This is a genomic window from Aureliella helgolandensis, from assembly GCF_007752135.1.
In the GTDB taxonomy this organism is placed as follows: domain Bacteria; phylum Planctomycetota; class Planctomycetia; order Pirellulales; family Pirellulaceae; genus Aureliella; species Aureliella helgolandensis.
In genome coordinates this window covers 4,130,034-4,155,003 of sequence record NZ_CP036298.1, presented here as the reverse complement: position 1 = coordinate 4,155,003, position 24,970 = coordinate 4,130,034, and the positions used below count along the sequence as shown (strand labels likewise).

The following is a 24,970-nucleotide window of genomic DNA, read 5'->3' as shown; positions in this document are numbered from 1 at the left end:
CACTACTGGGGTAGGACGGACTCCAGCGCCGCCTTGAACTGGACAATGAAGCGAGAGCCCCCTCCCACGAACAGATGCGTGACCTTTCCCTCGCGATCGATCACGACGGTTTGCGGAATGGCTTGGGCCTGGTAAGCGGCCGCGACCTGACCATCGACGTCCAGCAAAACGGTAGCGGACAACCCCAGTCGCTCTACAGCTGCCTGAATGCGCGCGGGGGTCTCCTGAATATTGACAGCTACCAATTCCACTTGGTCTGCACCGAACTCTGCTACCGCGGCTTCGACCAGCGGCATGGACTGCACGCAAGGTCCACACCAGCTTGCCCAAAAGTCGAGGACGACAATACGGTCGCGATGTTTACTGAGCCTGAAGGACTCCCCCGCCAGGGTATCCAAGCCGAAATCGGGTGCCAGCTCTCCCACCAGCGGTGAGAGCTCTCCCACAGAATTTCCGCCGGTCTCCCCGTCTTCCAAGAAAGCACGAGGATACTGCGCCAGCGACAGCGTCCAAGGATCGTCGCGAAACTCACGAATCGCTTCGGTAATGTCGGTTCCGAATAACAACTGATGGACGTCTTGAATCCGGACTTTGCATTCTCCCAACAAGTCACTGTCGCCATGCAATGAATTCGAGCTCACGCCGGTGGGAACGAACGTCAGGCCGCGATCGCTTGAGCGGATGGCATGCACCCGAAAACGCTTGTCCTCCGATGGGCCTGTTGCCGCATCCGAAGACTCGGACGTCGCGTTCGCTACTTCCGCCGTTTCGCCAGACGACTCCTCCGCCGCACCGGTCTTCGCCTGCGGCGCGTTATCCCAGTCGCGATCGTGCAGCCAAATAATCTGAGCCACTTCGGAGACCGGCAGCTCCAGAATGGACAGGCGTACTTCTACCGTCAACTTACTCTCGTCCAAGGACAGCAAACGTCCACGCAAGTAGTCGCCAGAGTTGGATACCAACAAATGGGTTGGAGGGTCTTGCTTCATCGACCGAGGAACGGTCATCAATCTCTGCAGTTTTTCGGGTGTGGCCAGTTTGCTTTGGGTATTAGCATTTATCCAAGCGTGTTGCATTTGGGAATGCGTTGCAAATGTGGTGTTCGTTTGTGCCGAAGAGAAGGTTACCCCAGACTCGTCAATGCTCTCGATCACTGCGTTGATGGCGTCTCCCGATCTGAAGGAAATTTCACGAGGCGTACGCTCGCTCCCTGATTCTGTCGCGACCAGATCTGAGTCTGGCAGCCCGGTTGGCCCCCTGCCCCCGAGGAACATTTGAATTCCCTTTAAAACCGTGGGCTGAGCACGCCTTACCTTCTGGAAATCGCCATCTAATTTGGGTAGCGGAGCGCGATAGACAATCGCACCATTGGCATCCTGGGTGACGCTGCATCCTTCGCGACTTCCATGGGGATGCCATCGCACCGCGCGATGCGACGCTTGGTCGTTCTCCTCTTCGAGGTATCCAGCCAGCTGCGATTCACGCAGCTTCAATGTCCCGTTCTTGTGTGCAGTCAAATCGTAGGAATGTCGGTCATTGGTACCGATCAAACCATAGACGGCTGAAATATCCATCGCCAACACCTCCGCGATCCCTACTGCTTGAAATCGCGCGCGTCCGTCGATCGCCGGTAGCCACTGGCCATGCAAGCGGCTTCGATCGGACAGGATCACCTCCACCTCCGGCAATTCGGTCTCCTGCTTTGGAGGGTGTTCCGCGGCCTGCGTCGAACTTTCTTTGTCGGCAGATGCCAGCTCACGAGCGCCTTCGGTCGCTGCGACACTACCCAGCGGCGGAGGTTGGATAACCGGGGGTGGAAAATCTACTGCGTTCAATGCCTCTTGCGAGGTAGCGGCATTCTTCAGGGATGCGACCGCACGAATGTCCGCGCGGCGGATCTCAGCTAATGGCACCGAGGATTCTGTGCCATCCTGGTGCAGCAGTACCACTTCTTGATTTGCGGCATCAAATCCGCTGACTTCGGCGGGCAAAGTTCGCCCATCCTCCTCTAAGACAACTTGCCCCCTCCCCTCGCCGCTAGTCGTAGTGATACCATCCCAATTTCGCACCTCGAGTCGTTCGACGGCCATGCCTGGCCCAGTATTGGAAATGTGGATCGAGGATCGAATGGAAGGATTCTCCGTAGCGAGCGACAATTCCTGCAACGGGCGCCCGTGAGCATCGCAGACGACGACTCGCCCCGCTAATTGATCTAAATAGACGGTCAGAGTAACGCGTTGGTTGAGTCCACTGAGATTCATCAGCATCGCGATATCCGCAGCGCCATCGATCTCCCGCACCAGCACCAATTCTTGGTCCCAGATTTCCAACCGTGCAGCAGAGGGGACTTCATCCACGGCCGATACTTTATTGGTGGCTAGAGTGCCTAAAGAAATGACGAAATCGGGCACACCTCGCCAGCTCAGCGTCAGGCTAATCTGAGATTTCGCGGGCAGCCCTACATCCCCGACTATCGTGGCCCTCTGCTGCTTGGCAACAAGCGTTCCGGCTTGAAACTCCCAATGCAGCGCATCGCTAATTGGAATCCAGCGTTCGTCATCCACGGGCCCAGAATAAACAACTTGGCCAGCGTAACCGCCATCCACCATCGTCAGCACTTGATCTCGTGAAAGCCGCAAGCGTCCTGCCAATTTGGAATCAATCTGCACCCACTCACTATCCATCGCAACGAGCGTGCCGACCAACATCGCCCCATCCTCTAGCTCGAACAGGAGCTCAGACGAATCAGTCGTGACCGTATCCGCTGGGGGAAATGTCGCAGTGGGAAGTACCGAAGAGATCGAGCGAACGGCATTCAGATCAAAGGAAAACGATCCCTCAAATCCATCGGCGTGCCAGCCGATGGTTCCAGGGATCTCCGACGGAGTTAACCGGCCGGTAGAAAAGCTCCCGTCTTTCAATCGGATGCGTTGGTCAGCATCAGCCGCAATGCAGCACGACGACAGCAGCAGAGTACCGAAGCAAAGATTGAAGGTGGTTCGCAATGCATTCAGTGCACCGAAATTGCGCATGGTATAGAGACTCGTTTTCTAACGCTCGTAAACGGGTAGGAAGCGATAATTTAGGGCTAACGACAGCAGATTGAGCGATGTGGTCGTGGAGCCACCGAATTGTCCGTTAAAGCTGCCATCGTCGTTTTGGGTTTCTTTGAGCTTGCGAATCAAGGAGCGATTCCATTTCTCCCAGTCCTCAAGATTGGCTTGAAACAAGGCCTGAGCCTCGTAGTACCGCGCGTACTCCTCGTAATGCGACTGCTCGTTCATGTTGGAGACAACATATTTCTTGGTTGCCTCATATTGCGGCAAATCTTTGCGTTTGGAGATGCTGTAAACCAAGCAGGCAATCGAGGAGCGGGCAATCGATTGTCCGAACCCACCCAGTCCTCCGGAGTATCCCACCGCACCACTATCGCCGGTGAGCGAGGTAAAATACTTGATCGAACTATCAATGGACTTGTCGGGGACTTCAATCCCGCAATTTCTAGCTGCCAACAGCCCCATCAACACCGCACCACTGACGGAGGTGTCTGCATCGCGAGCTCCGGGAGAATACCGCCAGGCGCTGTGCGGATTGCGTTCTTGCGAAGTGACCGAACAACGCACGGCCAATTCCAACGCTTCACCAATAGAGCGTTCTTTGCCAGCTTGCGGTTGCCCGCTCTCCCACAGGTCGGTTTCATCGATCGCTCCATAGGCCTCCGCCAACGCCAGAGTGGCGAATCCGTGCTGGTACATGCTATCCCCCATGTAGCCAGTTGCACCATTCTGAGCGCGAATCATCGACCGAATTGCTTTGCGAATCGGGACTGAGTAAGTTCCGAAATTTGGGTCTTCGCCAGAGGCCAGGAACGTCATTAGGGCCAAGCCCGTCGTCCCAGGGCCCGAATAGCTATCCGTCCAATCCCCTCCAGGGCTCTGAGTCTCCATCAAATACTGCAGGCCGCGATCGTAAATTTCACGGACATCACGTGGAACGACATCGCCCATTGCAGTTGCGGGAGCTTGCGCGAAACCGGTGCCGTTAATGATCCCCAGGATCACCCACGTCGCCAGCATCCCCCACACTCCATTGCCTGCACCACGGCGTTGCCACACGCCTCTTAGCTTCCAGCTCAAGTGCTGTGCTGGAGCTGATGACGGATTTCCAGCTTGAACTATTTCTACCACTTAAGCCCTCCGGCGAAATTCTTATACCCAGCCACGATGCGCTCCACGGCCTTGCTCTGATTCTGATCCAAAACTTGCTCAAAGCGAGTCGAATCGACTCGTCCCAGCACAAGAAATCCCACGTAAGCTTTTTGCTCGGGACGGAACTTGCGTGGAAAGGGTTGCTCTAGCAACAGTTCCACTAACGCTTGACGCTGTTTGTGCATCAGGGGAAGCAGGCGATCTAACTCGGACACCGTATAGAGAATGATCGCATGTGCTTCGGCGGTACGCCGCCGCTCTCGATACGCCACGTAGAGAGCCCATTGCGACTCGTTGAGCGTCGTTTCCAGCATGCGTTGGTAGAGCGAATCCTCATCGATCAAGCCTCGCATCGATCGTTCACGCAATGGCATGACCCACTGCCAAACTTGCTGCATGGCAGCCTGATCGTTCTGGTTAACCCCTTGGGTTTGTTCACGGACCTCCCCTACATCTCGAAAGAATCGAGTAACATCCCCCTTGATTGCCAATTCCAGTTTCTGGGTTTGTTGGTCGGTCAGCTCAACTACCGTCTGCAAACGCTGGAGCTGGACGGCGCCTTGCCGTTGCAAATCTGCCCGAAAGGTTGCTTCATCTCTGCCATTAAAGACATACGTCGCGACTAGATCCGGTTCTGCCCGCCCAAATAGGCCGACCTGAAATGCCTGTAGACAGGTAGCAGGCATGCATACACAGCCCCACCAACCTAGTAGCATTCGAAGCAGGAATTTGGAGTTCACAAAACACCTAGTTGCAGAGTTGATGAGAAAGACACCGAGAGTTGCAGGCCGGTTGCGCGAGCTCACTCGTCAAAGGGTACGGGAGGTATATCGCCGCCTTGCACCTGGAGATCGATACGACTGTAATCCCAGCGTTGCAGTGCACCTAGACGATTCTTCTGTTCTCGCGTCAGCAACGGGGATACCACCCGATCCGGTACCACAGGGATATACTGGAGATTTTGAAAATAGAATCCCCAATAGTAGTCTTGCCCGCCTCCCCATTTGGCAATTCCCTCCTTGAGAGCGGCGCGTTGATCGAAGCTCAGGTATAGGTGTTGATCCAACACGGTGACCATCAACTCTGCCGCCGCTTCGCGACGAAACTGTTCCCTGGCATCGCATTCTTGGCGAAACTCTGCGAACTGAGTTTCATCCAGAATGCCCTCGAACTCAGCATCGATGCGTTTGAAGACCAAGGGGATTTGTTCGGAGGGTTCGGCAGGTTGCTGGGCTTGTATCTCCGGCTGCACAGCCTGGCCTCCCAGGAATCTCGCAATACCACCAATGATGCCACGAGCTGGCACATCCCTGCGTTCTAGCTGTTGCAATTCCTTAGCTAACCACGCCTGGTCAATCTCCTTGAGCCGCAGTTCCTGTTGGTCCGAAAGCTCACAAGTACGCCTAGCCAAACCGGCTTGAACACTGACATAGTTTAACAGGAGCTGGATTCGGACGTCGCCCGGTGCTTGAAATTCATTGATAACATCTTCCACTTGCACCTCGGCTGGTTCAATCACCGCCAAGGGCGCGACCATTCCTTCAGCTTCAGCTGCTAACGGGACGGCATCGTCGGCAACCATCGGCTCTGCCGGATGTTCACCAATCTCCGCAGCAGGCACGTCGTCGCTGACCGCAGCCGCTTCGTCCTTCAGCTGCTCCTGCCCGCGGATCGAGCCAACGAGCGAACAAAGCAGAATCGGCAGCAGCATAAGGCAGCGGCCCGTTCGTGGTGAGTTTCCGAAGAGGAACCCGCCACCGGCAAACGAGCCATTAGCGACAGACTGCTGCATTCTGAACCTCCCATCAAACAACATGGAAAACTACTTCCCTTGCTCTAGGCGATGGAAATATTCGTCCAACCCGCCGCGATATTCCGCTGGCAGTACTCGCCCGGTATCACCGGTGGCCTGCGTGACATCACGAGCTTCGCGTCGCTCGTTCTGGTTGAGTCCACTGCCGAGCAAAGCGAGGGCTGAATCTTGGGTAGTCCCCTTTCCGCCGCCCCCCGGTGACGTTCCTCCACCGCCTCCGCCCTTGGGATTGATGCGTTTGCACTGTAGCAACAATTCGATGGCTTCCGTCTCTGCTGCGATGGCGGTGGAGCCCGTTTCTTCGGAGCCAAGAATCGACTGGGCATCCGCCATCACACGGCTGACGGAGGTCAACAAGTCAATCTCTTTACCAAAACGCTGCGTGCCTTCCGGCAACTCGAGGATATCGACCACTACCGCATCGGTCCGTTTCTTGAGTGCCTCTTGCGTATCTCGCAGGCCGAACGCTGTGTGACGGTGGACAGAGTTTTCCACTGCACTGCGCGCCTGCTCCGCCACTCGCGTCTCCTCGCGCAAATTCACTTCACTCTCAAGGATGCGGAGCACTTCCAGAATCAACGATGGCGGCAGCGAGTCGGAGGTCTTGCAACCGGGACACTGTCCGCTCCCGGCCGGGTCGACCAAATCCTCAGCCCAACGATCCATCGTATCGGACCAATATTCGGCTTGGGCAATGGACATACCATGCTCGACGGGGATCTCTTCACCGAGGGTACGAAGCGCCACGAGCACTTCCGATTCCTTCATATCTTCCAGCACAACTTTAAATTGGTTCATGCGGCGACGCTCAAAGTAGCTTTGCATATCGTCCATGATGTAGGAGATGGCCTGGCTACTCTTTTCTTCAACGACCGTCAGCTCCTTCAGAATTTCCTTGTCTTCTGCAGGCAGCTGCTTACCGCGTCCAAAGATCGTGTCGATTCGCGAACTGATCTTTTCTGCCACCTGGTTTTGCTCACGCGAAGCGGCCTTGAGCCTCTTGACCAGGGTGGAACCTTCGAGATTGGCTAGAACGGTATTTAGCTCATCCGCGATCTTCTCAAACTCTGCTAACAGATCCGCTTGTTCGTGAATTGCCTGATCCATCGTTTCCTCTTCCTCCTGCTCCTCTTCCTCAGGATCGTTGGGGGAGGACTTCGCAGGGCCGGCGAGGGTCGTACCCGCTAGCCCCTGGCGGCTGCCGTTAAACTTCTTCTTGGGTGGGCCCGACTCTTCTTGCTCTTGATTTTCCTGTGGTTGCATGGACGACTCGCTGTCGACCACTTTCGGGATCATCGGCTGCTCGGGTTGATTCTCTTTCTCTTCCGAAGGTGGCCCTGAACCGCCACTCGCATTGCGGACCTGGCCAGCCACCGGGGCGGTCTTCTTGTTCGAGGGGCGGGCCAGCTTGGTCTCGGCAGCAGCCTTTTGCAATAAGTCGGACACCGATGGCATGCGATTGGCACCTATGTCATTCAAGACCTGCAACATCTCCGCCCAGCGGTCCAAATGCCCCACGCCAATTTCCGGATTGCGCGCGGCCTGCCGCAATAGATCCTCGCCATTCTTCGAGAGTCCGGCAAGTCTTCGGCCATTGGAGGCTTCGAGAGAGGACTGTCGCCGCAACTCCTTTCGCAACTCTTCATCTTGCAATTCTTCTTCGGACATTTCGCGTAAACGCTTGTTCGTCGCGTGAAGTTGCAATTCCTTGTCGCGGACATCGAGCGATTCGCGATGCCATTTACTGAGTTGCTCAGTAATCCAGATCGCGTGTTGTTCCGCCGTGAGGACATAGAGCAAATGCGGCTGCGAGTAGACCCGTTCGTGATCCGGCTTGTAATCCTCGACCCACAATCGAACTTCAATCGGCTGCGCCGGAATCTCGAGAGAATTGGCTGAAAACGTTGCGGGGACCTGCATGGAAGAGCTTTCGGGTGCTCCGGCAGACAGAACTTTCTCGCCTTCAGCGGCATCGGCCAACAATCGGTCGTCGAGCCCCTTCCAAGACATCCCCAACCGCTTGATTCCAAAGTCGTCCGCTGCCAAAGCTTGAAAGTTAATCTGTTCGCTGTCGAGCACGACCGCCTGCCGCGGCAAATTCTGGGATACCACCGACGGCAGTTCGTCAACCAGTGACTGCACGGTGAGCTCAAAGGCATCGCGGCCAGCGAGACCATCAAAGTCCTCCCAATTCATCTTAAGCCTCGAAGCCTCTCCGGCAACCGGTAGGCTGGCGGTAGCAAAACTGGCCTCCTCGACAGGCACCTCTACCTCATTGACCGTCGCCCGATTTAACGGACGGGAAGCGGTCGCTCGCACCGTCGCTTGACTCCCCTCTACCACGCTCAGCGAACCACTACGGACATCTTGCTCTACCGTTTGTGGGCGTTGGAGATATTCCGGAAGTTGCACCTGCGCTGAAGCCGACGTGAGCTCGGGCCGAAGTTTGGGTTCTACTCGCAGTGATTGGACAAAATCCCCAACCTTCAAACGAGCAACAATAGGTGACGTCTGGGGTGGCAATTCGAAATGATATACCCCCTCCTCGAGTTCCGCCGTCATCGCGGGAAGACTCTCGATCCGAAGAGTGGCTGCAGCCGGTTGCCAGCGACTGTCGGTCTTCAACACCACGTCCAGTTCGGAGGATTCGCCGTGAGCTACGACGCGATTGGGCGGAAGTGTTTCGATCTCGGTGAACGTGTATCGCGGCGTGTCGCGCCACGGAGTTGCCAAGCGTGCCCATGCGTTTCCGACCGCGGCAGGAAAGAGTAGCCCCAGGACGATCGTGGCGCATGTAGCCAAGACAAAGACCGTGGAAAGGCCGCGGAGCCGCGTGGGAGGTGCGGCCTCCCTGAAATTGCGAGTCTTGGCGGTCTCCGCCACCTGCGTTATTGCAGCCGCACACAGCGTACGAGACCGAGCCTGCTCCGAATCATCCTCGGCCAATTCAATAACACTCAACAGTTGATCGCCGACTGCCGGTTCGCGAACGCGCAGGAGGCGGGCCAACTGCTCCAGGCTGCGATGCTTCCAGATCCAGCGATGCAAGGCCCAGGGGACTGCAATCCAAGCGGCCAGGGCAATCAGAAAAATCGCGGTTCGCGCACTGCGCGGTGTGTCTAACAGGCGATCGCAAGTGTAGACCGTGAGAAAGGCCAGCAACACGGCCACCAGCCCCAACACGATGGCTTCTCCCAACTTGGATCTCCACACGCGACGGCGGAATTCCGAAAGTTGTGCCTGCAGGGACTGCGGAACGACCAAGCGTTCGACTGCGGTGGGGGATGATGTATTGGATCGATCCGTCGGGACAGTATTCATGCGTTCGACTCCCGGGTGACGACGTTCTCACACGGGCGCTTGCCACGCGGGTGAACGGTCAAAATGGATGGGACAATGGGGTTAGATCAGGCCAATCATCTTCCGCCCGATCCAAAACATCCCCAGTAATACTATAAGCGTAGCGGCGGCCAGCGGGTGACTCCAGAGTTGAACTCGTCGAATTTCGTTCGGGGGGGAGGGCATTTCCGTAACCGCTTTGATAATTTGGGTAAAATCACCTTCCTGAATTACCCGACCGCGACTGACGCGCGACAATTCCGCCAGAACTTCCGGGCGGGCCGGTTTTCCCATTTGTTCCAGCACGGCTCCCTGCACAAAGAGCGTCGCCTGCAGCTCGCTATTGTTCTCTTTGCAACGCAATACAACTTGATGGGGCCCCGGCTCGGTCGGCGTAAACACACCTGCAAAGGCGCCCCATTCAGCCCCGGTGCTTGCTAATTTCACCATTTCACTGCGTCCCGAAGGTGCCGTGAAACGGGCGGTAACCTCTCCGCGACTTAGCGGTTCACCGCTCTTCTCCATCACGTTCGCATTCAACGCGACCGTTTGCCGTACTTGAGGTTGTTCGGGGGAATAGTAGAACCGCATTTGCTCGCCTTCAGCCATATTGCGTTGGTAGGCCATCCAACGCACGACTTGTCCCCAAAATCGGTAGTGGTAAAGGTCTTCCACCCCACGCCGCCAACGCCACGCACCGTCGGTGCCCATAAAGAGCACCTTGCCGGCACCGAACGTGCGAGTAACCAACAGCGGGATGCGTCCATACTCATTGGACGACTCCTCGTGAACCGCCAAGACATCGGTCCCAGCTTTGGCGCGAATCACCGGTGCATTCCATTGGAAACCCGGCAGGTTCTGCCAGACTTGCAGATTTTCATCTTGAGTGTCCGCCAGTTTGGTCAGCAAGCTCCGGCGGCCTAATTCGGTGAGCCCAAAATGGCTTGGCGTCCGAGAGCCCCAACCCGTCGGTTGTGCTTCGTCAAAGACGACTGGCAACAACGAATCGAGTGGAGAATTGACCAGTGACATTTCATACCCTTTCATGCCCGGCATGAAGACGAGTCCACTGGCCTGTTGTTCCACCAGGCCCTTGAGCAATCGGCATTGCTCTTCGGTCAGCTGTCCCTCCTCTAGGCCTACATCTCCCACAAACACCACGTCATACTGCGAGAGCTCCTCGAGCCCTTCGGGGAAAGCTGGAATGTAATCCCGATTTCCGCCACCAACTTTACTTAAGCCTGGATGAAACAGCAGGCAGCTGACCTCAACTCCGGGGTCGCGCGAGAGCGCGTTGCGAAGGTAGCGATATTCCCAGCGTGGTAGAGATTCGATCACCAAGACTTTGAGCTTTTCCTCGCGAACAACCATGGGAGTTTCCCGAGTGTTGTTGGCGGTAATCTGCTCACCAGGATAGGCCGGAATCGTGAGCGATAGCGTGTAGTCGCCGACCGCATCGGGTTTCCAAACGATCGCATCGGTGGTGCGTCCCATCGCCGCGACCTGAACCTGCTGCTTCAGTAGGGTACCATCGGAAATTCTCAATTCAACTTGAGCCACATGATCGCGCGGCAGCGAGCTTTCGATCGTAAACGGAATACGCACATTTTTCGCTGCGACGCCGAAGGTAGGGACATCAAAACTCAACAAATCCAGATCCGGAAGTCGCGTTTGAGAGCCGATAGGCATGCTAAAGATGGGCACATTGGCCAGTCGCATCCGCATGGCGGCTTGAACGGGAGGCAACCCCTCGTTCCAATCTCCATCCGAAGCAAGCACCACGGCTCTCAAGCTGGCATGCTCGGTTTGCGACTGCATCAACGCTTCATGAAGATTGGTTTTCGACGCTGCGTCGGCGGTCGAAAATGGAGTTAGAACGACTTCGAAGTCATCGTTGAGCATCTCCCAGGTAGACGGGTCGAGCATCGGGTCGACCGCCGAGGAACGAGTGACTAGCGGTAGGGAAGAATCGGTCTCCAAACCTACATCTTGCGTATTCATGCTCAGCGAACGATCGCCCAGCACGACGAGAGTGGGCTTCTCTGTGGGCCGAAACTCTTGCAAAGTTTCGGGTTGGTTCAATAGAAAAATTGCTACCGCGACAATCGCGACGCGCAGCATTTCTAGAAAAAAGACGGCGCGGCGCATGCCACTACGCAGCCATGTCAACCAGCTCAGTGCGCAGACTGCCACTATCGCGACGACCGAAATCACCAAAGACAACGTGGTCCACTGAAAAGCAAAACTGGTCTCTGTCATTCAGACTGAACCCTAAATCAAGTGGTGGCTTTGGGACCGAGTTGGTTAGACGGTCGGTAACGTGGAAGGCACAAAATCGCTTCTAGCAACAGGGCCACGATCATGCAGATAAGAAACATTCTCCAGACTTCGCGCACGATTCCCGAGAGACTTCCCGCTTGCTCGTCAACTCGGGCCAGCGGCAAGCCTGCAAAAAGACTTTCCAAACGTTCATCCCCCACTTGTTCAAGGCGATCTTCGGAAGCATCGCGATTGACAGCAAACATTCGTTTTTCGGTGCGATAGACCCCCGCCTGCGACCCAAACTCGGTCGACAAGACTTCCTCAGGCCCTGCGACTTGGCGCCAATCAACCGTCTGACTGGCCCCCCCAGAATCCATGTCTCCGCCCGTCGCCGTGCGTTGCGTGGTATTGCCCAGAGCTTCCTGTCCGCGGAGGATGGCGCGTTGAACTGTAACGAATAACACCACGCCGCTCTCTGCCATGGAGGAAGCGGCTGGAGAGGGAGATGCCGTGCAGAAGTAGACTCCTCCGCGTTCGGTCGGCAAGCGAGCTAGCAGTGGATCACCGCCCGTCAGTGTTGCCAGTCGAGTCAAATCCTCTTCGGTCTTCAATCGCGCGTAACCGCTTAGCTTCAACTGCCCCACGGGCAGCCCCGTGCCGCTAGCGGTAGCCGCTAGGAGGTCCTGATCTCCCCGCCAGTTTTCGACAAAGACCTCCTTTTGATTGTCGAGCCAGGCGCCCCACGCTATCCCCAGGAACTGCCCGCTGCTCATGCCCAAACCGCCCGAGGTCAAGCTGGTGGGAGGAAAGAACAAGACTTGCCCCCCCTTGTCTACATAGTCTTCGATGGCTGGAGCCAAGTCGGCTCCAGGCAGCGTCGTTTGCCACATCAGCAAAGAGGTTTCATCGAGTACGAGCGAATCGAGCTGGTCGGGCGTCAAGATTTCCACCGCTGCATTGTCCGTTCCATCCTCGGTCACCGCTGCAGCAATCTCTACCGCACGCGTCGCGGAGCGGTCTTCGGTGACGATGACCACGCGTCGCACAGGCGGGTCGTCGAACACGAAATAGAAGTCGTTGTCGGCATTGTTGGAATCTGCCGGCAGTGAGACTCGCCCCCAGCCACGCTGTTGTTGGCTAGCCAAGGGAACGCGTTGGTTGCGCAATTCGGCTTGGTTGCCGGATAGTTCGACGGTCAGCGTACTGCGGGCGCCATCGATCTCGATCTCCACCGGAACACTCTCGACCGAGTTGGCCTGCGCCGAAGCGGAAGATTCTGATGCGGTAGTAGACGAACTCGCATTCGACTTGGTAATGGTCATCGACAACAGCAGTTCACTACTATCGACGCCCTGATTCAACACCTTTGCGCGGCGGACTTCACTGACGCGAATCGCCAAATTGTCTTTAGTGGGACTCGGATAGGCCAGAAGATTGAAGCGAACCGATTGGGGCAACTGCTCGAACCCTTCGCGAATCAAGCTCCAGGATCCGCTGTCTGCATTCCAGTCCTTGGCCCGTAAATCGGAGGCGATCCAGACTTCGGTCGGTCCCGGCCGATTCTCTTGCAGGTAATCTAGGGCGGACTGCATCATGCTGGGAAGATCTGCCGTGGCACTCGATGCGGCCAGTGCCGGTGAGTCCATTAGAGCGGCCAGCGATTCGAACGCCTGGGGACGGCCGGTGGTCGAATCGATCGTCACCCAATGTTGACTCCCCAGGGTTTGCAAGGCGTCGGTGAGTTGCCGCCGGGCGGTCGCCAGCTTGGTGTCGCCACCGATTCCTTGCTGTTGCATACTGGGCGAACGATCGAGCAGGACCAGAGTGGTGTCGGTCTTGCCTCCACCGGTCCAGCCCAACATCCCGCTGGCCAAGGGGCGAGCAACGGCCAAAATCAGGCCGGCAATGGCCAGAGTCCGCATGGCCAAGATCAACCATTGCCTCAGCTTGGCAAAGCCGCGATTCATCCGATTGGCAGAGAGCAGAAACATCATTGCCCCCCACTGCTTCGTTTGATACCGCCATTGGTTGATCAGATGAATCAGAATGGGCAGGGCGATTAGAGGTAAAGCAATCAGCATCAGCGGCTGGAGAAAGCTCATGATCCGCGTCTCCGCATCGCTCGTTCCACCAAGAAGTTCTTCAACTCAGTTTCACATTCGGTATCGATCGACACTCGTCGATAATCGACGGCGGTTTCCAGCATGACTTTGCGTAAGCTCTCTAAATATTCCGCCAAGGCGCGATGGTAACGATCGGCAATTTCCACGGGGTCGGCGAAGATCGCGGTTCCACCTTCCATATCGATAAACCGTGTCGGGCGTTGGAAGTCAAAGGCCAGTTCTTCGGGATCAAGCAACTGGAATGCTGAGACGTCATGCTTGCGGAACCTCAAGTGCTCGAAACACTCGCGGAGCTCTTCCGGCTCCACAAAGAAGTCCGACAAGACGACGATTAGGGCACGCTGGCGGACGGTCTCCGCCAACTCGTGCAACACGGCAACCAAGCCGGTTTCTCCCTGCGGCTGAGCCGCTTCGAGCGTATCGAAAATCTGACTCAAATGCGCCGGACTTCGGCGCGCCGGTATGTTCTGAGCAATGCCTTGCGCGACGCAAGCGAGTCCCACGGCATCCCCCTGCTGGATCGCCAAATAGCTCAACGCGCCAGCGATACGCCGTGCGTATTCGAGTTTCGTGGCTCCCACAGACCCGAAGTTCATCGAACCACTGGTATCGACGACCAAGACCATCCGCAGATTGGTATCGGCCTCGAACTCTTTGATGTAAAAGCGATCCGTCCTGCCGTAGGCCCGCCAGTCCAGCCGACGCAAATCATCTCCAGGAACATACTTGCGGTATTCAGCGAACTCGACGCTGGCCCCTCGGTGCGGACTTGAATGGCGGCCAGAGACACTCCCCAACATCGGCTTGCGGGATAGGAGTGGAAGGGCTCCTAACCGCGCAAGCAGCGCCGGGTCGAGAAAGCTGCGTTGCTGTCGATCTGTACTCATAGGTTCGCGTTTGCGTAGAGGTGGGGCTAAGCGTCAGGGGTTTCTTCGATCAGCCTCTTGATAATATCTTTCGCAGATACGCGCTCCGCCTGAGCTGCAAAGGTGGTGATGATGCGGTGAGTCAGAACCGAGGGTGCTACGGCTTTGACATCTTCGCTGCGAACCATGTAACTGCCATGCAAGGCAGCTCGGGCTTTGGCGCCCAAAATCAGATTCTGTACCGCGCGCGGTCCACCGCCCCACGACACCAGCGGTTTGAGCCAGTCGGGACTAGTCTCCCCGCCAGGCCGAGTCTTACGCACCAGTCGAGCGGAATAGGTGTAAATGTGATCCGGCACCGGTATTCGACGGACGAGGTTTTGATGGCCAATGATATCCTCGGCGCTCATCAAATGCCGCAGCGTAACCAAATCGTCTCCGGTAGTCGTGCGCGCAATCTGAATCTCCTCCTCCTCGTTGGGGTAGTCCAACTCGATCAAGGACATGAAACGATCCAACTGTGCTTCCGGCAAGGGGTAGGTCCCCTCCTGCTCCACAGGATTCTGCGTAGCTAGCACCATGAACGGCGGAGGGAGATCAAACACTTTCCCCAACACGGTGACTCGCTGCTCTTGCATCGCTTCGAGCATGGCAGCTTGTGTTTTTGGCGGTGCACGATTGATCTCATCCGCCAGCACAATGTTGGCAAACACCGGCCCTTGGATAAACTGAAACTCCCGGCGGCCCCCCTCGCTATCCTGCAAGATATCCGTACCGGTGATATCCATGGGCATCAAATCGGGCGTGAACTGGATGCGGTTGAAATTGAGCGATAGCGTCTCCGCCAACTTGCTCACCAGCAGCGTCTTGGCCAACCCGGGCACGCCCATTAAGAGTGCATGGCGTCGCGCGAAAAGACAGATCGCAAGTTGCTCTATCGTATCGCGTTGCCCCACAATGACTTTGCCCAACTCGTCCACGAGTTGACGGTAGGCCTGCTGCAAGCGATCGATGGCTTGCACATCATCGTCACTCAGTTTCTTTACGTCTGCGATACCTGAACTCATGATGCTTCCTGTAAGGGACTCAAGCCTTTGCCTTTGTTTGCCGGGCCGGAATACGAGGCTGGCAAGCAGTATAAACAAAGCCGACGCAGCGTGCTGAGACAATCGGACAGGAAATTAGTACGCCCCCCGATCGGTGCCATCTGCCACCAGCTGCGACCCGCAACAGGTCCCCTTACCGAGCAACGCCACGGACATGAAACCCAGTCTGCAATCATGGACTGGGCCAAGCCCCACCGGTCACGCGCCGAGTAACGTCCTGGGCGTGGCCTCCAGCGAGCAGTTCAGACTTGCTGGAGCTCCAATCGCTCGCGAAGACCGGTGCCCACCTTGCCTGCCGATCCTAGCCCCTAAGTCACGGTACTGAAGCCGGCTGCAGCTGACGCTAGGTTGCTGAGACACGCCCTCTCTGACAGCCCAATGGGTGCCTCAAGCCGAGGATGGCGTGCCACTCCCAGCCGTCTCAGGTGGGGTGCAATGCAGGCAAACCAATCTGGGGGTTTGGGGGAGACGGGGAGGGAATTCGGCCATGAGCTACCAAGTGCGTCCTGGAAAGATCCCTTTCCCTAAACCCTAAGACGCGACTTTTCGAAACAACTGGAACCGATGGATGGGCTGCCATGCGTTCCAAGCAAGTGGAGCGGCGAGTACTTGCTCGCAGTGGCGCCAAATCGCTCGGCCCTAGCACACTGGACTTGCACGACACGAATTGGAGTTGGCTGAATGAGCAGGATGCTCTGCCGCCTTCTGAGAGTGACCTCCTCAAGGCACGCCCCCGCGCAAGTCGCACTGGCGATTGCCTGGGGCGTCCTGTGTGGATTGCTACCAAAACTTAGCGTTCTTTTCGCAGCCTTCGCCTGCCTGACGGTACTATTGCCGGTTCACCTCATGGCTTTTGCGGCCAGTGCTGCGGTGGTGAGCATACTTGCCTACCCGGCCCACGCAGCCATCGGGAGCTTGGGGTTGGAGTGGTTGCACTCCTCGAGCCTCAACGATTGGTGGACACGCTGGGATGCAATTGGAATGCTCGCCTGGGTTGGACTTCAAAACTCCCTGGTCTTAGGCGGCTGCATTGTGGGGAGCCTGTTGTTCATTCCCACCTTCGGTGTGTGCTATCTATTGCTCAAGCCCATGTTGCGCAAACCATCTGTCGGCGAAGACCAATGGAGCGTCGCGTCTGAGCAGACCGAGGCATCTCAAAGGGCGATTGAGTCCTCACCGGAAACTGACAGACTCGCTACCATCGCTTCCCAAGATTCGCTGCAATGTGAGGAACCTCGGGCTGCGGCGACAGACGCATCCCAGCGGGCTGTCCCCGTAGCAGGAGACTCCCTGACGTCACTGCCACCGGCCGCCGTCGAGTTGCAACAGGTCTTGAACGACTGCCACGACACCTACTCCACCGGAAGTGGCTCGCACGTTACCGATACAGCACAAACGCTTGGTCGGGCTGTCGAGATCACGTCCCTCGTCGACGAACTTCTAGCAGATCTCGATTCAGAGACGTTCATTGAAGTTCGCCACAAAACGCCAGCGGCAACGCCGTCCAAGTACGACAACACACCACTTCCACCGGCGTCGGCCAATCCGGCTGCCCCGCCAACGATGTCTACGTCAAATTCACATCCCCTCTCCGCACCTCACTCCGCCGCCAAACATCCGCCGACGGAGGGCATTGCGTCAGGGGCCAGCGAGCCGGCGCAGCGAACGCAATTGCGCCCGGGAGCGACGGTTGCAGATTCACCGCTCGCCTCGTCCACCGATGCGGAGACTCCCGGCCCAGCCATCGATTCTACGGTGGTGAGCATTGAAACGCGTCACGAAGAGGCACTGCGATACCTTCTCCACCACCTCAAGACAATTCGCGACAGGATTGATCACTAATGCTTGTAAGCCGGCGACGACTCTGGTGGGGAACCTGCATCCTGTTAGCAGGTTGTGCGTGCCTGATGATCCGTCCGATGCGTACTTGGATCGATCAGCTGTTGGTCGCTAACTTGATTTCCTCCGACGTCGCTGTCGGCGGACTGCATGTTCATCCACAGCACTCTGTCATCGAAATACGGGACATGCGCTGGGCTTCTCAGCATGGCTGTCGCAGCTTTGGTTTTTCGGCAGAACGCGGTTGGCTGGCAGTGGAGTGGAACTCTCTAGTCAACCAACGGCTTGAGGTACCGCATTTCCTCGTTCGTGACGCACGGCTCTTTATGGGCAATGCGGTCGTACCTGAACTACGGAATGTTTCAAACGCAACCCCATCCGCTTGGGAACAATTCCTCAACACGCGGCACGCCGAATACGACTGGAGTGCACTCGCCGAGAAATTTCGTTGCTTGAACGATCCCGAGAGTGTCGCAAAGCAATACGCCGATAGAATCCAGGAACTCGCCGCTCAAGCTGGAACACTTCAGGCTGTATGCGCCGAAGTTGGAAAGGCTACGGCGCAAACCGACAATCCGCTCCGACTAGAACGCGAGCTAAGTGACCGTCTGAAAAAAGTCCTGGTGCTTGAGGCGGAACAGGTTGAACTCGCCTCCAAGTTGGATTTGCTCAAAGAGGAATTCCTTGCATCCGCTGAGCGAATGCCCAGCTTGCTGCGTGGTGACTTAAAACAACTTGAATCCTATTTTGAGGAACAAAGTAAGCAGTCCGCAAAATTTGCCCGCCGCCGCGACGCGGAATTGAATCTGATCAAGGTAGCGGTAAAGCAACTGTGGCAACAGGCGGTTCCTTATGTTGAGATTGCAACGCGGTTGACCCAATCTCGTTTTTCCCACCAGCCACCTGCCTATGACCAAAACATTTGGCACAGCTCGAGATCAACACCGTTCTTTGAGGTTGCCAACATGCATGTCCACGGAGACTTCGCCTTCTTTGGCCAAGAGTATCCGTTTGAACTCTGGGGAAAACTTAAGCAAACCGACCCCAACGGGCATTGGAGCACCTCCGCCGGGGAATGGGAATTTCAGTGCTCGTCACCAGCCAGGGACTATCGCGTCTTGGTACAGCAGGTCGAAATGCAGCGTTCGCGTACTGTTGAATTCAGTGACACACTCATCTCCTCCGGTGCTCAATCTTCCGGAGACCAAGCAGCGGCCGCCCAACCGAACTTCAGGGGCTGGCTGACGGTGGAGGATGAGGAGGTGCAGGGTGAGCTTCAGTTCGATGCAGCCTCTCTGACGCAACTCACTAGTCCTGAGGCTAGCCTGTTGGGATCTGCTATGCAGGCTGGCGGAAGCGAGGACCAAATCTTGAAAATCGCTTTGTCAGGAACTTGGTCAACACCATCCTTTGCCGTCGTTGGGAGCCTTCCAGAGGGGGTGTTACGGATCATCGAAGAAATGCACCCGACCACCGATAACCGCGTTGCGGTTCGCGAGGAATTAGAGGCTAGCCATGCGGCTTCAGTCAAACGCATGCAGGCGGCATTCGAGACTCAATGGGATATTGCGGCCCAAGCCCTAGAGCAACAACACGACACGATTGCTCAAGCCAAAACTAAGCTACAGAGACAGCTGGAAGAAACGTCTGGTGCGGTCTTTGCTGATCGCAAGCCATTCCGGATCGAACGCTAGGTGAGTTGAATCCACTCGACCGGCAGCGCCAGCCTCGCGCATGCTCATCCAAGCATTCGCCGCAGTGGTGAACGGATCAGTAAGCATTGTCTTGTTTGAAGACGACGAACAGAGTCCGAACTAGGATCTTGAAATCAAGCCATAGGGACCATTGCTGAATGTAGCGATGGTCGAAATCGATCCGCTTTTGCATCTTGTCGAGCGTTTCTGTTTCGCCGCGGTATCCCTCAACTTGAGCGAGACCTGTAATCCCAGGCTTGACCTTGTGGCGGAGCATATAACCACGAATCAGTTTTCGATAATGTTCATTGTGCGCTGAGGCGTGGGGGCGTGGCCCCACCAGCGACATCGAGCCTTCGATTACATTGAACAGCTGGGGCAGTTCGTCGAGGGAAGTCTTCCGCAGCACACTACCAATCCGGGTAATCCGTGGATCCGCCTTGGTGGCTTGAGCTACAACGCTTCCATTGTCACAGGTTCGCATGGAACGAAACTTCCAGACCCAGATCTCTTTCCCATCTAAGCCGTAGCGCCGTTGTCGGAAGAACACGGGCCCCGCACTCGACACTTTAACGAGTATCGCACATGCAACCATAATCGGTGATATTGCGATCAGCCCCAAAGTTGCAATACTTAAGTCAAAGGCTCTTTTTAGCCAACTATCGACTCCGTACAACGGAGTTTCGAAGACGCTCACCGCTGGCAGATTCCCGATGTTATTCCATCGCGAGTGCAGCAGTTCAAAGACAAAGAAGTCAGGGACGATATAGGCGCTGACGGTAGTGTCCGCCAATTGCTCGAGCAACCAGCGAATGCGAGACTCTGCTCGCATCGGCAGAGTGACAAATACCGTATCAATGTTTCCAGCTTTCGCTTCATCAACGAGGTGATTGAGCGAACCCAAAAACTGTTCGGAATGATCTTTCACCAGCCAACGATCTTTTGCCCGGTCATCGTAGAAGCCGACCATCTTCAGTCCACAGCTCGGATTCGCTTCCGCATTCCGCATCAGTTGCACACCCAGCTCATTCAACCCCGCGATGGCCATGCGACGCGTCGACCAGCCACTGGCGATCATCAGCTCAATGGCGATGCGAAACAACATGCGTGAAAGGCCCAATGCGGCGCCCGCTAGGAAGATCCAGCTCAGCACACTTGCACGCGCAAAATACTCGCTATGGCGGCTGAAGAAGGCGATCACAACCAGCAGCAAAACGGTAACCAGCCAGCTCGACAACACGATCGCAAGATCGTGATTCGCTGATCGCCCCGTGTCGGCTCGGTACGCGGAAGCGGCTTCGCTCACCATCGAGTAAACTCCGATGGCGACTAGAATTGCCAGCAGAGTTCGATCACTTATCGCGTTTCCCGTAAGCCACTGGCTAGCATAAAGGGTCGAACCAATCACTGCAGCATCACAGACGCGCTGGATAAAATTCAGCGGGGACTTGGAGATGTGGATTCTTAGGTTCGACATAGCGGAATGGGTGGACAGTTCTCTGGTGGTAAGTGGTGAGTCAAGAGTCATTCGCTGGTCGACGGAAGTCCCAGGCGTAGGGGGCTCCGCACTAGGCCGTGGTATCGCGGCCAACGACCGAAACCAAGCAGCCGACTTCGTAACATTTCGGTCCTAAACGACGGCAACGCACGGTCTTGGCTTTGAGTCGTCGTCCTTTCAACTGGATTTGGACGCTTTCTCCCGGAAACACTTCCCGGTGGTACAGAAAGCCAACTCCACTGCGTGAAAGGTCCTTGATCAACACGGAGCTGATTGCTGAAAAATCATCGGAGGAGTACAGCACCTCTGAGCGTTTCGTCAGCTCCATTGTCATCGTACCGACTTGTCGCACCCGCAAGCGCGCATTGCGGCGCTCTTCTTCAGCGGTCGTGGAGAGATACCCCGACTCTTGAAAGAACTTTTCGAGCTCTTTGGGGAGTTGTACGAGTAGCGGCGGTACGGGCAAGCTACCATCGGTCACTCCGTCACTAGTTGGCGCCAGCATCGTAGCATCTCCGGATCAAATTCGCGCTCGCCACCACGCTCGAGAACTGACAGTGCTGTACTGACGGTCATCGGGTGACGGTAAGGTCGGTGGGAAGTTAAGGCCTCGTACACATCAACAATAGAACAGACTTTGGAGTAGGGGTGAATTTCCTCGGCAGTAATCCCGACGGGATATCCGCTTCCATCGCACCGCTCGTGATGCTGGTAGACCATCATTAGCTGCGCTAGCGTTACATCTTCGCGCTCTCTCAATTCGCAAAATCCAATCGTAGGGTGCTTCTGAATTTCTCGATATTCAAATTCATCGAGTCGATCCGGCTTAGTCAGGATTCGCGGATCAATTTGCAATTTGCCGACATCATGCAACAAACCGCCAGCCGCAACCTCGCTTATATCCTGCTCACTAAAACCGAGCGCCTTGGCTAGCACGGAGCAATACAGAGAGACATTGGTACTGTGTGTAAAGGTCGCATAGTCATGGTGTAGGACGCTGCAAAGTTGCTTAGTCAGCGGCGGTTGGTTGCTGAGTACGCGACTGGTGCACTCCCCGAGCTTCTGCGAAATGGTAACGATTTGACCGGTATCGCGTTTTGAGAACTGCTCGTCGAGCACGTCACGCATGACTTCGCTCAAGACAGACAACTGCTCCAGGGGCGACATGGAGCTTTCGTTCTCCAGCAACGTGTCAATGTTTTCACACAGGTAGGCTTGGTATTTGGGGCGTTCATTGCGATCGATAAACAGCCGGACATCCCCATCCTCACAGAGACGCGCAAAACGCTTGCGATCGGGTATGTCGTCTCCACCGCAGAAGAGGACTGGGCGATCGCGGACACTGCTCCGCAAATAAATATCAATCCCCAATGCGGTATCTACCGACAGAGTGGCTAAGCTGATCGGAATCAGACTATCACGGCTTGTATCAATCATGGCATCCACTCTCACAACTGGAGAACACTGAGCTAAAGGTTAGCCCCACTTTTGGCGCATGCGGCAAGCTCCACTAAAAAGCACCTAGGCGTCTAGCATTCCAGTCCTATAAATCCGCTACAATTGGGACTTCCGCTACCAAACTACGCCCCCCATTAGCATCCACCACAGCCAACCGGACTCAGGCATGATCAAAATACCTCGGCGACTCGACGATATCCTTCCCGCAGCGGCTATGGAAAGAGTCCTCGATGTGCTCCAGCAACCAGAATTAACAGCCAGCGTTCGCGAGACGCTGAGCAAAATGGGGGTCAAAGAGCTCAACCCGATTGAGAAGATGCAGGATGCGTGGCGGCAGACCCGCGTGTGGCTGGAATCGATGACAGGAATCCAGGGTAGTCGGCGGGCTGCAACGGCCGTGCTTAACGCCACGGGACAGCTCTTTCATCCTCAACTTGCGGGTAGCTCCATGGCTTCCGCAGTTGCCTATGGCTACGCCAATGCCGCACTTTCATTCCAGTTCCTAGAAGAGCTTCAGATGCGTGCCCAACAGGTTGGCCGAACGACGCTGGGATGCGCCCATACCGCTTGGGTCAGCGATGTGGGCAATGCATTGCGTCTCGTCGCCAAGCAGTTTGGGGCAACGAGTCTAGTGGTCGCCCGCAGTGATCTGCTGCGCATCGCCGTACTGGGAGACGTCAGCTCGCTCTTGGAATTAGCCAACTTGCCAATCACTGAGATTGGGGCTACGAATCAGACCACGGTGGATGACTGGCAACAGACGCTGGTGCAGCCAAGTCAGCTAGTGGTTTTGGTCAGCCCCAACAGTCTCCCCCCATCGGAAGCCGCCGCGCAGCGAACCGCCGCGATTGAGGCAGCTCAAGCAAGCGGAGCCCAAGTCCTAGAGATTCTGCTGGACGGCGTCGTTAGTCCCGCCGTGGCTGAGACGCTGCATTGCCCCCTGGCCAGTCAGCGGCTGGCGAGCGGCGTCGACGGCATTATTTTGCCACTGAACTTCCTGCTAGGAGGTCCAAGAGGCGTATTGGTAGCCGGCGAGGACGCTCGCTTAGGGAAATTGCAGCGGCTGGCCGACATGGGTGGTGTTGCCCTGAGCGGGCCTGGGCTAGCCGCAGCCGTAATCACATTGCAATTCGAACAGCAGGGGAATGAGTCCGAAGCTGGAGTAGCCTCCGCACTGCAGCTGAACCCCGAAAATCTGAAAGATCGCGCCAGTCGACTGGTAATCCAGCTCAATGACTACGGTCCCATTGCCATGGCCGAAGCCGTGGAACGCCGTATTCCAATCGGGCCCGCCCCCTGGAATCGCTACGAACTTTCGAATTGGGCGGTTAAATTAACTCCCCGATCGACTGTCGCCTCGATTACCGATCCGCTGCGGCAGCACCGGGAGGGTCGGGCAATTCTGGCAGATTACGACGCAACTCATGCCTACTTTGACCTACGTTTTATCATGCCAAGTGCCGATCATGAGTTGGTAGAGGCGGTGTCGGCATTAGTACCCAATGCAGACGGTGCCTCCCATTCCACCATGGAATCTGGTGGCTAGAATAGGATTGCGTGCAAATTCTTGTCGCGAACCGACCAATATCACCTTCGCTTAAGTGCCTGCTATTGCTAGACTAAGCGATCGGAATGATATTCGTCATTTTATTTCTCTGCGGTTGTTAACAGGAATCGATTAGTGGGCGTTAAGAAAAGCGGAAAAGGTCGTCGGAAAGTTGGACGTAAGAAGCGAAGGAATCGCGCGAAGATTCGCCACCGCAAGAAGTAGTGCGACCGCTGAGCCCTGGCTGGCGGGATTGGTTCCTAGTGCTTAGAGAATCAGCTTGCATCCATGCAAGCCCGCCATTTATCCCTGCAATTGTTGCAGGGGTAGCCCCGAGCTAGCGGAGGATCGACTAGTTGTGCCGCTCACTACAGTGATACGGAAGCGATGGCCGCCGGCCTCGAAGGAACGCGCCTTCGCGATGAGGTCAGCGGCGTGTGACTCAGGAAAATGCTAGGGATGTTGAAGGAGTGGGAGCTTTGGATGCGTCACGAGCAAGCGACTCCTGAAAAAGGAATTGCGCGCCGAAGCGAATAGCTGTAACGCAGTCTCGCTTGTTATAAAGTTGGTGGACCAGGTCTGAATTAGACAATCCGTCAACCGTGAGATAAAATTGAGGCTTTGCTGATAAGAGGGCCTCGCCGTTGTAAACACACGTGTTTCCGGAAGATGCGGTCGATTTCGAATGTGAATATTTATTGGCATTCACACCTCAGTAGCCAGCGCTGAACATTTCCAATGAACGACAACGCTACTTCGACGAAATCCACCAAGCGCTTCTCCATTGAAGAAGCGAACGCAATGCTTCCGCTGGTGCGATCGATTGCGACCGATATCGCGGAAGTGTTTCGTAACGTTACCGGACGTCGTACGGACTTGCATCGACTCTTCCGAAAGGGCACAACGCTCTCGTCTGGACCGCTCTACGATGACGAATTGGCGGAAAGCCGCGCGGATCTGCAGGAAGAGTACGAGAAAATTTGGCGCTACCGTGCCGAACTGGAGAGTCTGGGCGTATTTTTACGACAGACCGAAGAGGGCGGGATTGAATTCCCCACCATCGTGAATGGACGAGAAGCCTTTTTCTCTTGGCGCACAGGCGAGAAAACGGTTCAATTCTGGCGATTTGCCGACATGCCCTACTCAACGCGACGCTCGGAACTGCCCACGGCTGAGTAGTCGGCGTCAAACGCGGGTAAGCCGTGTGTCCCCCGCAAT

16 protein-coding genes are annotated in these 24,970 nt (G+C 56.1%); 4 read left to right on the top strand and 12 right to left on the bottom strand.

Translation table 11 applies throughout. The annotated features are described in order from the left end of the window. Window positions 1–2 precede the first annotated feature (2 nt). The 9 genes from Q31a_RS14800 to Q31a_RS14760 all read right to left on the bottom strand — a co-directional run bounded on the left by Q31a_RS14800 (window position 3) and on the right by Q31a_RS14760 (window position 15,678). Window positions 3–3,032, bottom strand: a complete 3,030-nt coding sequence (locus tag Q31a_RS14800) for a redoxin domain-containing protein (protein WP_145079220.1) — start codon at window positions 3,030–3,032, stop codon at window positions 3–5. A gap of 18 nt (window positions 3,033–3,050) precedes the next feature. Further along, entirely contained in the window at window positions 3,051–4,187 is a 1,137-nt protein-coding gene (locus Q31a_RS14795; protein ID WP_231691209.1) for a squalene--hopene cyclase, read from the bottom strand. Beyond that, window positions 4,181–4,894: a hypothetical protein gene (locus tag Q31a_RS14790; RefSeq protein ID WP_145079217.1), complete on the bottom strand. Its 714-nt coding sequence runs from the start codon at window positions 4,892–4,894 to the stop codon at window positions 4,181–4,183. The genes Q31a_RS14795 and Q31a_RS14790 overlap by 7 nt, the downstream gene beginning before the upstream one ends. Window positions 4,895–5,010: 116 nt before the next feature. Then, a complete protein-coding gene (locus Q31a_RS14785; RefSeq protein ID WP_145079214.1) occupies window positions 5,011–6,000 on the bottom strand; it encodes a hypothetical protein in 990 nt (329 codons plus the stop codon). Window positions 6,001–6,030: 30 nt separating this feature from the next. Then, complete coding sequence (locus Q31a_RS14780; protein WP_145079211.1) at window positions 6,031–9,342, bottom strand: hypothetical protein; 3,312 nt, start codon at window positions 9,340–9,342, stop codon at window positions 6,031–6,033. Between the two features lie 81 nt (window positions 9,343–9,423). Beyond that, window positions 9,424–11,619 (bottom strand): hypothetical protein, encoded by a 2,196-nt coding sequence (locus tag Q31a_RS14775; RefSeq protein WP_145079208.1) that lies wholly within the window; start codon window positions 11,617–11,619, stop codon window positions 9,424–9,426. Window positions 11,620–11,636: 17 nt separating this feature from the next. Next, on the bottom strand, window positions 11,637–13,724 hold the full coding sequence (locus Q31a_RS14770; protein WP_145079205.1) for a BatA domain-containing protein: 2,088 nt from the start codon (window positions 13,722–13,724) through the stop codon (window positions 11,637–11,639). Further along, a complete protein-coding gene (locus Q31a_RS14765; RefSeq protein ID WP_145079202.1) occupies window positions 13,721–14,632 on the bottom strand; it encodes a DUF58 domain-containing protein in 912 nt (303 codons plus the stop codon). Before Q31a_RS14765 ends, Q31a_RS14770 begins: the two co-directional genes overlap by 4 nt. A gap of 26 nt (window positions 14,633–14,658) precedes the next feature. Then, a complete protein-coding gene (locus Q31a_RS14760) occupies window positions 14,659–15,678 on the bottom strand; it encodes an AAA family ATPase (protein ID WP_145079199.1) in 1,020 nt (339 codons plus the stop codon). A gap of 720 nt (window positions 15,679–16,398) precedes the next feature. Between Q31a_RS14760 and Q31a_RS14755 the strand changes: the two genes are divergently transcribed. Further along, on the top strand, window positions 16,399–17,559 hold the full coding sequence (locus tag Q31a_RS14755; RefSeq protein WP_145079196.1) for a DUF2062 domain-containing protein: 1,161 nt from the start codon (window positions 16,399–16,401) through the stop codon (window positions 17,557–17,559). 77 nt (window positions 17,560–17,636) lie between these two features. After that, window positions 17,637–19,250, top strand: coding sequence for a hypothetical protein (locus Q31a_RS14750; protein WP_145079193.1), 1,614 nt, complete (start codon window positions 17,637–17,639; stop codon window positions 19,248–19,250). Between the two features lie 76 nt (window positions 19,251–19,326). On the opposite strand, the gene Q31a_RS14745 is transcribed toward Q31a_RS14750, so the two are convergent. The 3 genes from Q31a_RS14745 to Q31a_RS14735 form a co-directional block, all read right to left on the bottom strand. Further along, the gene (locus tag Q31a_RS14745) at window positions 19,327–20,727 is read right to left on the bottom strand and encodes an undecaprenyl-phosphate glucose phosphotransferase (RefSeq protein WP_145079190.1); all 1,401 of its coding nucleotides are present in this window, start codon (window positions 20,725–20,727) and stop codon (window positions 19,327–19,329) included. A 91-nt stretch (window positions 20,728–20,818) separates the two neighbouring features. After that, the gene (locus Q31a_RS14740) at window positions 20,819–21,253 is read right to left on the bottom strand and encodes a hypothetical protein (protein WP_145079187.1); all 435 of its coding nucleotides are present in this window, start codon (window positions 21,251–21,253) and stop codon (window positions 20,819–20,821) included. Continuing rightward, window positions 21,226–22,185, bottom strand: a complete 960-nt coding sequence (locus Q31a_RS14735) for an HD-GYP domain-containing protein (RefSeq protein ID WP_145079182.1) — start codon at window positions 22,183–22,185, stop codon at window positions 21,226–21,228. The genes Q31a_RS14740 and Q31a_RS14735 overlap by 28 nt, the downstream gene beginning before the upstream one ends. A 187-nt stretch (window positions 22,186–22,372) precedes the next feature. Here Q31a_RS14735 and Q31a_RS14730 point away from each other — a divergent pair, with 187 nt between their 5' ends. Next, window positions 22,373–23,752, top strand: a complete 1,380-nt coding sequence (locus Q31a_RS14730) for a hypothetical protein (protein ID WP_145079178.1) — start codon at window positions 22,373–22,375, stop codon at window positions 23,750–23,752. Window positions 23,753–24,490: 738 nt separating this feature from the next. Further along, complete coding sequence (locus tag Q31a_RS14725) at window positions 24,491–24,931, top strand: DUF2203 family protein (protein WP_145079175.1); 441 nt, start codon at window positions 24,491–24,493, stop codon at window positions 24,929–24,931. Window positions 24,932–24,970: the final 39 nt, after the last annotated feature.

What these genes read in the sequence shown, in the direction of transcription:
- Q31a_RS14800 (WP_145079220.1), bottom strand. Translation starts at nt 3,032, where the DNA reads ATGCGCAATTTCGGTGCACTGAATGCATTGCGAACCACCTTCAATCTT.
- Q31a_RS14790 (WP_145079217.1), bottom strand. Translation starts at nt 4,894, where the DNA reads ATGCCTGCTACCTGTCTACAGGCATTTCAGGTCGGCCTATTTGGGCGG.
- Q31a_RS14785 (WP_145079214.1), bottom strand. Translation starts at nt 6,000, where the DNA reads ATGCAGCAGTCTGTCGCTAATGGCTCGTTTGCCGGTGGCGGGTTCCTC.
- Q31a_RS14780 (WP_145079211.1), bottom strand. Translation starts at nt 9,342, where the DNA reads ATGAATACTGTCCCGACGGATCGATCCAATACATCATCCCCCACCGCA.
- Q31a_RS14775 (WP_145079208.1), bottom strand. Translation starts at nt 11,619, where the DNA reads ATGACAGAGACCAGTTTTGCTTTTCAGTGGACCACGTTGTCTTTGGTG.
- Q31a_RS14770 (WP_145079205.1), bottom strand. Translation starts at nt 13,724, where the DNA reads ATGAGCTTTCTCCAGCCGCTGATGCTGATTGCTTTACCTCTAATCGCC.
- Q31a_RS14765 (WP_145079202.1), bottom strand. Translation starts at nt 14,632, where the DNA reads ATGAGTACAGATCGACAGCAACGCAGCTTTCTCGACCCGGCGCTGCTT.
- Q31a_RS14760 (WP_145079199.1), bottom strand. Translation starts at nt 15,678, where the DNA reads ATGAGTTCAGGTATCGCAGACGTAAAGAAACTGAGTGACGATGATGTG.
- Q31a_RS14755 (WP_145079196.1), top strand. Translation starts at nt 16,399, where the DNA reads ATGAGCAGGATGCTCTGCCGCCTTCTGAGAGTGACCTCCTCAAGGCAC.
- Q31a_RS14750 (WP_145079193.1), top strand. Translation starts at nt 17,637, where the DNA reads ATGCGTACTTGGATCGATCAGCTGTTGGTCGCTAACTTGATTTCCTCC.
- Q31a_RS14745 (WP_145079190.1), bottom strand. Translation starts at nt 20,727, where the DNA reads ATGTCGAACCTAAGAATCCACATCTCCAAGTCCCCGCTGAATTTTATC.
- Q31a_RS14740 (WP_145079187.1), bottom strand. Translation starts at nt 21,253, where the DNA reads ATGCTGGCGCCAACTAGTGACGGAGTGACCGATGGTAGCTTGCCCGTA.
- Q31a_RS14735 (WP_145079182.1), bottom strand. Translation starts at nt 22,185, where the DNA reads ATGATTGATACAAGCCGTGATAGTCTGATTCCGATCAGCTTAGCCACT.
- Q31a_RS14730 (WP_145079178.1), top strand. Translation starts at nt 22,373, where the DNA reads ATGATCAAAATACCTCGGCGACTCGACGATATCCTTCCCGCAGCGGCT.
- Q31a_RS14725 (WP_145079175.1), top strand. Translation starts at nt 24,491, where the DNA reads ATGAACGACAACGCTACTTCGACGAAATCCACCAAGCGCTTCTCCATT.